The sequence below is a fragment of the Pedobacter sp. genome, from assembly GCF_041645105.1.
In the GTDB taxonomy this organism is placed as follows: domain Bacteria; phylum Bacteroidota; class Bacteroidia; order Sphingobacteriales; family Sphingobacteriaceae; genus Pedobacter.
On record NZ_JBAZQQ010000006.1, the window covers coordinates 252,863 to 264,850 of the forward strand.

The 11,988-nt window shown below is 39.3% G+C and carries 8 protein-coding genes; all 8 read left to right on the plus strand.

Annotation, left to right across the window (positions count from 1 at the left end; genetic code table 11):
* The first annotated feature begins 22 nt into the window (after positions 1-22).
* The 8 genes from WC623_RS19475 (at position 23) to WC623_RS19510 (ending at position 11,962) form a co-directional block, all read left to right on the plus strand.
* Entirely contained in the window at positions 23-1,450 is a 1,428-nt protein-coding gene (locus WC623_RS19475) for a RagB/SusD family nutrient uptake outer membrane protein (RefSeq protein ID WP_372854212.1), read from the plus strand.
* 18 nt (positions 1,451-1,468) lie between these two features.
* Positions 1,469-2,632 carry a thioredoxin-like domain-containing protein gene (locus tag WC623_RS19480; RefSeq protein WP_372854214.1) on the plus strand — a complete coding sequence of 388 codons (1,164 nt, stop codon included), beginning with the start codon at positions 1,469-1,471 and terminating at the stop codon, positions 2,630-2,632.
* Between the two features lie 280 nt (positions 2,633-2,912).
* On the plus strand, positions 2,913-4,685 hold the full coding sequence (locus WC623_RS19485; RefSeq protein ID WP_372854216.1) for a long-chain fatty acid--CoA ligase: 1,773 nt from the start codon (positions 2,913-2,915) through the stop codon (positions 4,683-4,685).
* Positions 4,663-6,375: a gamma-glutamyltransferase gene (gene ggt / locus WC623_RS19490; protein ID WP_372854217.1), complete on the plus strand. Its 1,713-nt coding sequence runs from the start codon at positions 4,663-4,665 to the stop codon at positions 6,373-6,375. Before WC623_RS19485 ends, ggt begins: the two co-directional genes overlap by 23 nt.
* 134 nt (positions 6,376-6,509) lie before the next feature.
* Positions 6,510-7,829 carry an OmpA family protein gene (locus tag WC623_RS19495; protein ID WP_372854219.1) on the plus strand — a complete coding sequence of 440 codons (1,320 nt, stop codon included), beginning with the start codon at positions 6,510-6,512 and terminating at the stop codon, positions 7,827-7,829.
* Between the two features lie 131 nt (positions 7,830-7,960).
* Positions 7,961-8,419: a MarR family winged helix-turn-helix transcriptional regulator gene (locus WC623_RS19500; protein ID WP_372854221.1), complete on the plus strand. Its 459-nt coding sequence runs from the start codon at positions 7,961-7,963 to the stop codon at positions 8,417-8,419.
* Positions 8,400-10,760 (plus strand): 3-hydroxyacyl-CoA dehydrogenase NAD-binding domain-containing protein, encoded by a 2,361-nt coding sequence (locus WC623_RS19505; protein WP_372854321.1) that lies wholly within the window; start codon positions 8,400-8,402, stop codon positions 10,758-10,760. Before WC623_RS19500 ends, WC623_RS19505 begins: the two co-directional genes overlap by 20 nt.
* A gap of 23 nt (positions 10,761-10,783) precedes the next feature.
* Positions 10,784-11,962, plus strand: a complete 1,179-nt coding sequence (locus WC623_RS19510; RefSeq protein ID WP_372854223.1) for an acetyl-CoA C-acyltransferase — start codon at positions 10,784-10,786, stop codon at positions 11,960-11,962.
* The last annotated feature ends 26 nt before the right edge of the window (positions 11,963-11,988 follow it).

Consider the following 11,988-nt stretch of genomic DNA (forward strand, 5'->3'; position numbering starts at 1 on the left):
TGATTACTTAATCTTTATGAAGATGAAAACAATATTTTATAAAACCATCGGCACCTGGGTAATATTATTGGGCTTAAGCCTGGGAGGTTGTAAGAAATTTATAGACGTGCTGCCCACGGGAAATAAAATACCTACAACTTTTGCGGACTATGAGGCTTTTATGCGTAATGAGTACGACAACCAAACCAGTAATATAAATCAGGCTGTTTATCTGCTTAACGATAGATTTGAGACCCAAGCAAATTTGAATTATGATCAGTTGGGAGGGGCAAATTACAATTGGAATGAAAGTGCCAACAGAATTAATTTGAATAATGCAGATGAGACCACATATTACAGTTTGTATTTAACCATAAGTAACAGTAACCTGTTGATTGAAAATGTAAACAAAACGACTGAGGCAACTGTTGCACAAAAATCAGAACTCATCGCGCAAGCGAAAATTCTCCGTACAATAGCATATTATACACTTAGTAATTTCTATGCTGACACTTATGAGGAATCTAATGCCGCTGATAAACGGGCCGTACCCCTTATTTTAAGTGCGAATATAGACGCACCGCACAAACAGGTCACGATAAAAGAAATCTATGATTTTATGTTGAAAGACATTGAAGAAGCAATCCCTTCATTAAATGTTACCAGTGCGACTGTATTACATCCTAATCTGGGTGCTGCATATGCTTTAAGAGCACGAATTTACCTTACAATGGGTAAATATGATCTGGCATTGACCGCTGCCAATGAGGCCTTGAAACATAATGATAAACTTTTTGACTGGCGTGCATTTTACGATCAGAACAAAAATAATATTGAACAGGTAAATGGAAGTGGAGCTCCGGTTTACGCACTCAGTACATCGCCTATGGGCTTTGATTTTGTAGAAACCTATTACTTCCGCCATGGCGTCACCAGAAATGCAGGAAGGGAGTTTGCAATCCGTACGGATAGAGCGACAAAATTTGAGAGTGGAGACGCAGCATTCGCTGCCAGATGGAGAAGAAGGACAGTAGGAACGGATACTTATTATTATAGCATCACCACTGGCTATTTTAATCATGCGGGACTTACAACCAACGAAGTTTACCTAATCAAGGCAGAATGTCAGGCTCGTTTGAACAATATTCCGGGGGCATTATCTAGTCTAGATGCAGTGCGCGTCAAGCGCATCTTCGCAGCTCAATACGCGCCGTCTTCGGCAACGGGTATTGTACAGGCTGTAAAACTCATCCAAAGAACAAAAGCGAATTGTTTGATCTATGGCATTGTCCCGTTTGCTGATATGCGTCGCTTAAACAAGGATAAGGATTATGCAACCACATTAACTAAAACTGAAGGGGTACAATCGCTCAGCCTTTCACCAAATTCCCATATGTGGACCATGCCTTTCCCTATGGGAGCGATTAAAAATCCAGGCAACGGGATTATCCAACAAAACGTAGATAAGTAAAACTAACTCAATTAAAATATGAAATCAATGAAATTTGCCGGCACTTTTTTTCTGCTCCTCTGGGCTTTGATAACACAGGCCGTAGTTCCACAAGGCTTCGTGATTAATGGATCCTTTACGGGATTGCCAGACGGAACAGTATTAGCATTAATCCCTTCAGGCACCCATAATGATGAAAAACCAATAGCCAATACAATTATTAAAGCAGGTCGCTTTACTTTTAAGGGAATTGTAAAAGACCCAAAATTGTTTCAGATTACCGTAAAGGGGCACTACGGGGGATGCCAGGTAATGGTGGGTAATACAAAAATTTCTATTCATGCGAAAGCAACAATTGCAGATCGCTATGGTAATAAGTTTGTGGATCTGGATGAACTGAAAATCAGCGGAAGTCCGATTCATTTGGAATACCAGAAAAAGGTTCACTACAGAGAGCTGTTAAACCAAGATCATCAAGCCTATAACAAAAGGGGAGAAGCAATTATGAAGCAGGTCGGCAAAGCTCGTGAGCAAAAAGATTCTGTAAAACTGGATTCACTTTATAAAACTTCTGCTTATAAACAGTTTGAATCTGAAGAAAAGGCATTCTTTGATAAAGTAAGTAAAACTTCCTCTGCTGTAGTCGAAGCAAATAAGAATACATGGTGGGGACCATTTCTAATGTTGAATGCTTTCAGCTATTTTACACCCGATCAAAAACCAGTATTTGAATCTTTTTCTAAAGCGGCCAAGGAAAGTTATTACGGACAGATTGTAAAAGAAGAATTGTTTCCAAAAGGATTTTTGGGACAGAATGCACCTTTATTTGATGCAGTTACTAATGGGAAAGTTAAGGCTGATATCGGCAAAATAGCAAGTGGTCAGAAATATACGTTGGTGGATTTCTGGGCTTCCTGGTGTGGCCCTTGTCGCAAGTCGATACCTGCTTTGAAAAAGCTGTATGAAGAAATGAACAGTAAAGGCCTTCAGATTGTAAGTATCTCAATCGACAAAAAAGAAGACGATTGGCTGAAAGCTGAATACGAAGAAAATCTTCCTTGGCCAAGTTTTCTGGATAATGGTGAAACTGCTAATAGCTGGAAAATCAAAGCGATTCCCGCTATGTTTCTCCTGGATGAAAAAGGCATTGTTATCGCTGAGAATATAACAATTGAGCAGGTGAAAGAAAAATTTACAAAATAAGAGTGATATTTACGAAGAAATAAACTTTATAGAGAGGGTTCCAAAATGGAATCCTCTCTTGCTTTTTTTATTAGCGGAATACTTCCTTCTCTATCGATACTAAGGTGTCCCCTATTATTGGTAATTAATACTGGTTTTAGTATAAATCTATAACAGAATAAAAGGGGCTGTTTGATCAGTTGTTTTCAATTATTTTTACTTAAGTTTGAGAAGCAAGGGATGCATAAAACATCATTCACTGTATAGCGCTAACCAAATTTTTTATTAAAGCTGATCACATATGGCTGCAACTATAACCAGAGTATTCGATTTACTTCAATACAATTTAGAGAGATTTCCGAAAGAAGAATTTATCAGCGGTAAAGTAAAAGGCAAATGGCTGAGATATAGCACCCAAAAATTTTGCGATACGGTTGATTTATTGAGCAAGGGCTTGATTAGTTTAGGCATAGGTAAGGCATCCAGGGTGGCAGTAATGTCCCACAATAGGCCTGAATGGAATATTAGTGATTTTGCAATAATGCAAATAGGTGCTTATCAAATACCATTGTATCCAACCTTGGCAGAACATGATATTAAGTTTATTATTGAAAACGCAGAGGTTACTGTAGTCTTTGCCGCAGATGAAGCTATTTATAAAAAACTGGAATCGGTAAATAAAGAATTGAAGTCGCCGGTAAAGATTTACACATTTGATGAAATAACAGGGGCTGAAAATTGGTCTGCTTTGCTAAAAGCTGGTGAAACTCAGCAGGAAGTAGATCTTGATGGATATAGAAAAGAAGTAAAGGCAGATGATATTTTAACCTTGATTTATACATCTGGTACTACTGGTACTCCAAAAGGCGTTATGCTAACGCACAACAATCTAGTAAAGAACTTTGAAAACTCTGCAGTATTGCTGCCAGACGGTATCAAAAAAGGTTTGAGCTTTTTACCACTCTCTCATATTTTTGAGCGAATGGTGGTTTACTTGTATATGTATTCTGGTGTAGGTGTTTACTATGCCGAAAGCATGGAGACTATTGTCGCAGATATACAGTTTGTGCAACCCAGCGTATTCTCTACTGTTCCGCGTTTGCTGGAAAAGGTATATGAGAAAATTATGGAAAAAGGGAAGGCCCTTACCGGAATTAAAAGAGGGATTTTCTTCTGGTCGGTAGCACTTGCGGAAAAATATGAAATCAGCAATAGCTGGTGGTATAATTTTAAATTAGATATTGCTCGTAAATTAGTGTTTAAAAAATGGCAGGAAGCACTCGGTGGAAATATAGTTGTTATTGTTTCAGGTGGTGCAGCTTTAAATCCTCGTTTGGCACGTATTTTCTGGGCTGCCGGAATGCCTGTTTTTGAAGGTTATGGCTTAACAGAAACCTCTCCGGTAATTACAGTTAATCATTTTGATAATACCATGTTTGGAACAGTTGGACCAGCAATAGAAGGCATGGAGATTAAAATTGCAGAGGATGGAGAAGTGCTGGCGCGTGGACATGCAATTATGAAGGGATATTATTTACGGGATGATCTTACTGCAGAAACAATCGATGCTGATGGCTGGTTCCATACAGGTGATATAGGTGAAATATTAGGGGGTAGATTCTTAAAAATTACTGATCGTAAGAAAGAGATATTTAAAACAGCTGGAGGAAAGTATATAGCTCCACAAACCATAGAAAATAAATTTAAAGAAACGCCATTGGTAGAACAAGTGATGGTGCTGGGTGAGAACCGTAAATTCCCTGCGGCTTTGATCGTTCCTAACTTTGTTGCACTAAAAGTATGGGCAGGGAAGAAAGGGATTACGTATACTACCGATGAGGAAATGATCATGAATGCGGAGGTTTTAGAAAAGTTTAATAAGATAGTTGAATTAAGTGGCAAAGATTTTGGTAAATGGGAGCAGGTGAAACGATTTGCACTATTGCCTAAACAATGGAGTATAGATGGAGGTGAACTAACGCCAAAGTTAAGTCTGAAGAGAAAAGTTGTGCTGGAGAAAAATGCAGCGCTTATAGATAAAATCTATCTTGATGCAGAGAGCTATAAAGGTTAAGGATTTTTCTTTAGCAATACTATTGTCGGTTATGATTGCTAATGCTGGATGTGTTGGTGGACAACTTGGGCAAAATAATGGCAATGAATATCGTAAAGGAATGGTTGTCTCAGCGAGTGAAGATGCTTCTCTGGTTGGGATAAATATTTTAAAAAAAGGTGGTAACGCAATTGATGCAGCCGTAGCGGTTCAGTTTGCTTTGGCTGTGGTTTATCCTAATGCCGGGAATATTGGTGGAGGTGGTTTTTTGGTATATCGTTCTGCAAAAGGAGAAGTTACTACGCTGGACTTTAGAGAGAAGGCTGGCTTCAGCGCTTCAAGAGATATGTACTTAGACGCTGATGGTAATCCTTTGGTTGATAAAAGTTTATTCGGACATCTGGCAGCTGGAGTGCCAGGTTCTGTGGCCGGAATGGTAGCTGCACATCAAAAATATGGTAAATTGAAATGGGCGGACCTTTTGGAACCCGCTATTGCACTGGCTAAAAATGGCTTTAAAATTACAGCACGTCAGGCCAGGGAATTGAATGGGTTAAAAGAACGTTTTATAACTTATAATCCCAATGGCACTGCATTGGTAAAGGAAGGTGAATGGGTGGAAGGGGATGCATTGGTGCAATCTGAACTAGCGAATACATTAGAACAAATCAGGGACAAAGGTATGGCTGGTTTTTATGCTGGTTCGGTTGCTGATAGTTTACTGGCTGAAATGAAACGTGGAAATGGGATTCTCAGTGCGGACGATTTAAAGAGTTATAAAGCTGTTTGGCGTGAGCCGATAATCGGAGATTATAAGGGCTTTAAAATAATTACTATGCCACCACCATCTAGCGGTGGTATTGCCTTGATTCAACTGCTTAAGTCTGTGGAACCTTATCCTTTAAAACGATGGGGCTTGAATGCAGACTCAACTGTACAGTTAATAGTGGAAGCTGAGAGAAGAGTATATGCAGATCGTGCTACACATCTGGGAGATCCGGATTTTTATGATGTGCCACAGGAGCAGCTTTTGAATGATGCTTATATAAAAGGAAGAATGGCAGGTTTTAACTGGGCACATGCGACTCCCAGTGCAGCTATTAAAGCGGGAACATTTAAAGTGGCAGAGCATGAAGAGACGACACATTTTTCTATAGTTGATAAGGCCGGGAATGCTGTTTCTGTAACTACTACACTAAATGGTTCGTACGGTTCTGCAGTAGTAGTTAAGGGTGCCGGATTTTTATTAAATAATGAAATGGACGACTTCTCAGTAAAGCCTGGCTCGCCGAATATGTATGGTTTAGTAGGCGGTGAAGCCAATGCCATCATGCCTGCTAAGCGTATGTTGAGCTCTATGGCACCTACTATTATTGAAAAGAATGGTGAATTGTTTATGGTTGTGGGTACTCCGGGTGGTTCTACTATCATTACATCTGTATTTCAAACTGTAATAAATGTAATTGAGTTTGATAAGAATATGCAAGCTGCTGTAGATGCTAAAAAGTTTCATCATCAATGGCTGCCTGATACTATTTATGTAGAAAAAGGGGCACTGGATAGTATGACTGTTATAAAACTTAAAAGTAAGGGCTATCCAGTTTTAGAGCGCGGTGCTATAGGCAGGGTTGATGCTATTTTGAAAACCAAATGGGGTTATTATCAAGGTGGTGCAGATAAAAGAGGAGATGATAAAAGTATTGGTTGGTAATTGTACTGAATTATAAACAGTTTAATATGAGTTGATTGCTTCTAAATGGGTGTTTTGTAGTTTGGCCTGCGAATTGAATTGTTACAGATGAATCTTTAATTCAGATAACAATTATTCCTCATCTTATGAAACTTATGAAAACAAATTTATTAAAATGCTTGCCCCTGGCTTTCTCGGCATTGTTGTTTGGAAATGCTGTTCAGGCGCAGGATAAAACGACCGAGTCTAACGCATTGTCGACCTGGTCTATTGGCGTAAACGCAGGTGTGCTTACACCAGTATCTCCACTTGGTGGGAAGAACGACTTTTCTAAATGGAAATCTGATTTAGGATATGGTTTATATATTAAAAAACAAATTACCCCGTATTTCTCTTTGCGTTTGGATGGAGTCAGAGGTAAACTAAAGGGAGATAATTCAGAGAACTGGAAAAGTGGAACCGCAAATGTAAGTCCAGTGAGTGCATTTGAAACAGATCTGTCTTATTCAGGTAGTTTAAATGCAGTAGTAAATCTTTTTAACATCAGTATGTTTAATAAGGAAAGTGCAGTTCAACTATATGCTTCTGGTGGTGCCGGTCTTGCCGGTTATAAGGTGAAAACGGCGACAGGTAGTGCTGGCTTGGCAGATTATGCTGGAGGCAAAACTATTAAAGAGTTAATCATTCCAGTGGGCTTAGGTGCTAAATTTAAATTGGCTGAAAAAGTGAACTTGGATTTGGGCTGGACTGTAAATTTTGTTGATGGTGATAACCTGGATGGACTTTACCGTGGTAGCAATGACAAGTATAACTATGCTTATGGGGGTTTAGAATTCGCTTTGGGTACTGGAAAACAACTGGCATGGCATAACCCTGTAGCTTTGACTTATGACGAAGCGTTACAGGCTAAGCAAACTGCTAATGCATTGAAAAGTGATTTGGATGCACAAAAAGCAGAAAATGCTAAGCTAAGATCTGAAATGAATGATCTGTTGAAAGATAGTGATGGTGATGGTGTGGCAGATAAATTGGATAAATGTCCTGGTACTCCGGCTGGTGTTGTTGTTGATGGCTCAGGTTGTCCTTTAAAAGTTCCGGCTCCAATTGAAAAGGTAATTATTACAGAAGCTGATCGTAAAGTAGTGGCTGATGCAATTAAAAATCTAGAGTTTGATCTTGGTAAATCGACCATCCGCGCTAAATCTTATGCGACATTGAATCGCGTAGCTGCATTATTAGTGGAGAAAAACTTTAGTCTGAAATTAGCAGGTCATACTGATAATACAGGATCAGCTGCTTTAAACATGAGATTGTCTAAAGATAGAGCAGAGTCTGTAAAAGCATATCTGGTTTCTCAAGGTGCAAATGCATCAAGAATTGAGGCTACAGGTTATGGAATGAATCAGCCTATTGCGACCAATAAAACGGCTGCTGGTCGTCAGCAAAATAGAAGGGTAGAATTTACTTTATTCTAGTCTCATATCTCACTATTTTTAAAAGCCTTTCTGTTCAATCAGGAAGGCTTTTTTGATGCTTATTATTTTCTAACATCTATTTGCATTATACCTTTTAATTCTATAGCTTTGCTATGCAAGCATAGTAATTGATGAAACAGCAGGAAACGATAGATTATTTTTTAAAGGTGGTTTGGCAGAATGTATCTAATACATACAATCAAATTGCCTCAGGGTTTGGGATCACACAAGCCATAGGTTATGTGCTGATTAATATTGGCAAAGAAGGTACGGCAGTGTCTCAGCTGGCTGGTTTACTGGGTGTGAAAGCAACCAGCCTATCCAGGATGTTAAACAATATGGAGGAATCAGGGTTAATATACAGGGAAACATCTACTGGCGATAAGCGCTCAGTAAAGGTTTTTCTGACGGAACTTGGTTATGAAAAAAGACATATGGCTAAGGGAGTTGTGATTGCTTTTAACGAGTACCTGGCAAAGAACCTGAGTACTATTGAAAAAAATAACCTTTTAATAACCCTGCAGAAATTGAACAAACTTACATTGGCATATAAAATTCCAGTTGAACATGATGAACAAAAAGATAAATAAAGTAGTAGTGTTGGGCTCAGGTATTATGGGCTCACGTATTGCCTGTCACTTTGCGAACATAGGAGTAGAAGTACTTTTGCTGGATATACCAGCAAAAGAGGGTGATAAAAACACTATTGTAAACACAGCTTTGCAAAATGCAGTAAAAACAAACCCTTCTCCGGTATATTCGAAAAAAGTTCTGAATAAAATTACAACCGGAAATTTTGAGGATGATATGGCAAAGATTGCAACCTACGACTGGATCATAGAAGTTGTAGTGGAAAACCTTGAAATCAAGAAGAAAGTTTTTGAACAGGTTGAGCAATATCGTAAGGCTGGCACCTTGATCACTTCAAATACTTCTGGAATACCTATTCATTTGATGGCTGAAGGACGCTCGGAAGATTTTAAAGCGAACTTCTGTGGAACCCATTTTTTCAACCCACCTCGTTATTTAAGATTATTGGAAATTATTCCTACTCCTAATACTAAGTCTGAACTGGTGGATTTTCTGATGCATTATGGGGATAAATTCTTAGGTAAAACAACCGTGCTCTGTAAAGATACCCCGGCGTTTATTGCTAATAGAGTAGGAGTGTATTCAATTATGGCTTTACTTCATCTGGTAGAAAAAATGGAACTTACCGTTGAGGAAGTAGATAAATTTACTGGGCCAGCATTGGGTAGGCCAAAATCTGCCACTTTCCGTACCACAGATGTGGTAGGTTTAGATACCATGATTAAGGTATCTAAAGGATTGTACGACAATTGTCCGGATGACAAAGCTCATGACTTATTTAATTTACCTGCTTATGTAGAAAAAATGGAAGCCAACAATTGGTTGGGTGATAAAACCGGACAAGGTTTTTATAAAAAGACAAAAACTGCAGAGGGCAAAACAGAAATATTGGCACTTGACTTAAAGACCCTGGAATATAGGCCGCAGGTTAAAGTGAAATCTGCAACACTGGATCTGACCAAGCCTATCGAGAATGTAAGAGATAGAATGAAAGTGTTTGCCGCTGGAAAGGACAAAGCGGGAGAGTTGTTCAGAGCTTCTTTCTTTGGTTTGTTTGAATATGTGTCTGACAGAATTCCTGAAATTTCTGATGAGTTGTATAGAATTGATGATGCCATGCGTGCTGGTTTTGGATGGGATCTTGGTCCATTCGAGGTTTGGGATGCCGTAGGTATTGCTGAATCTATTGAAGGAATGAAGAAATATGGACACGAGGCTGCTGCCTGGGTTCATGAAATGCTTGAGGCTGGAAATACATCTTTCTATAAAGTTGAAGATGGAATTAGGAAATATTACGATATCCCTTCTAAAAGCTATAAGGTCGTACCGGGGGCGGAAGAATTTATCATTCTTGATAATCTGAGAGCAAATAAAGTGATCTGGAAAAATTCTGGCGCTTCTATTATTGACCTTGGGGACGGGATTCTGAATGTAGAGTTTCATTCTAAAATGAATACCATTGGTGGTGATACCCTACAAGCTATCAATAAAGCGATTGATATGGCCGAAAAGGATTATAGAGGAGTAGTGATAGGAAATGATGGGGCAAATTTTTCGGCGGGAGCTAATGTAGGAATGATCTTTATGATGGCGGTTGAACAGGAGTGGGAAGAATTAAATATGGCCATCAGAATGTTCCAAAACACTTCTATGCGAATCAGGTACTCCTCGATTCCTGTAGTTGTAGCTCCACATAACTTAACGTTGGGTGGTGGCTGTGAGTTCAGTTTACATGCGGATCATGTTCAGTTGAATGCAGAAACTTATATGGGATTAGTGGAGTTCGGTGTTGGAGTTATTCCTGGAGGTGGTGGTACGAAAGAGTTTGCACTTCGTGCTTCTGATGAATATCGTGATGACCAGATTGTTCAGAATGCTTTAAAGGATAGGTTCCTAACCATTGGAATGGCTAAGGTTTCTACCTCTGCTGTTGAGGCTTTTGAATTGGGTTATTTGCTAAAGGATAAATATGCTATTTCTATGAATAGAAGTAGGTTAATTGCTGATGCTAAGGCCAAAGCTCTTGAACTTGCTGATGCAGGATATACCCAGCCGGTAAGACGTAAGGACATTAAAGTATTAGGTAAACAGGGTCTGGGTATTGTATATGCTGGTGCCAATACGATGTACTCTGGACATTATATTTCAGAACATGATAAGAAGATTTCTGAAAAACTGGGATGGGTAATGTGTGGTGGTGATCTTTCTGCACCAACTGAAGTTACAGAGCAGTATTTACTTGATCTGGAAAGGGAGGTGTTCTTGTCGCTTTGCGGTGAAAGAAAGACTTTGGAACGTATTCAGAGTATTGTTACTAAGGGTAAACCTTTAAGGAATTAATTTTAGCTTAAAAAAGATAAGACATGCAAGAAGCATATATTATAGCAGGATATCGTACGGCAGTGGGCAAGGCTCCACGTGGTGTATTTCGTTTCACGAGGGCTGATGATCTGGCAGCGGAGGTAATCAGGGGACTGGTGGCTTCTGTGCCAAACCTGGATACTGAGCAGATTGATGATGTAATTGTAGGTAATGCCACTCCTGAGGCGGAGCAAGGATTGAATATTGCCCGTATGATCTCTTTGATGGGATTAAATACAGATAAGGTACCTGGGGTTACTGTAAACAGATATTGTGCATCTGGATTGGAAACCATTGCTACAGCAGTGGCGAAGATTAAAAGCGGAATGGCCGATTGTATTATTGCTGGTGGTGTAGAAGTGATGTCGGGTATGCCTTTTGGAGGATGGAAGATTGTTCCGAATGCTGATGTGGCCAAAACTAATCCGGATTGGTATTGGGGAATGGGCTTGACAGCAGAGGCCGTTGCAAAGGAATACAATGTAAGCAGAGAAGATCAAGACATATTCTCTTATCATTCACATCAAAAAGCCGTTGAGGCTATTAAAAATGGACATTTAAAAGAGGGTGTATTGCCGATTACAGTAAATGAGAATTACCTGGATGCGGATATGAAAAAGAAAACCCGTAGTTATATTGTGGATACAGATGAAGGTCCAAGAGCAGATACTTCTATAGAAAAGCTTGCTAAATTAAAGCCTGTATTTGCTGCTGACGGTGTAGTTACAGCTGGTAACTCCTCACAAACTTCTGATGGTGCAGCATTTGTACTTGTCGTTTCTGAGCAGAAAATGAAAGAACTTGGAGTTGAACCTATTGCTCGTTTGGTAAGCTATGGCATTGCGGGTGTTCCCCCGAGAATTATGGGAATTGGTCCTATATATGCAATACCTAAGGCATTAAAACAAGCAGGTATGACACTTGATCAAATTGATCTGATCGAATTAAATGAAGCTTTTGCTTCCCAATCTTTGGCAATTGTAAGGGAGCTTCATCTTAACCCTGATCTGTTAAATGTAAATGGAGGTGCAATTGCGCTTGGACACCCCCTTGGATGTACTGGTGCTAAATTATCCGTACAAATATTTAATGAATTAAAAAGAAGGAATCAGAAATATGGAATGGTCACCATGTGCGTAGGAACTGGTCAGGGCGCCGCTGGTATTTTTGAAATGCTTTAGTAATGAACAATGATTTAATCAAAAAA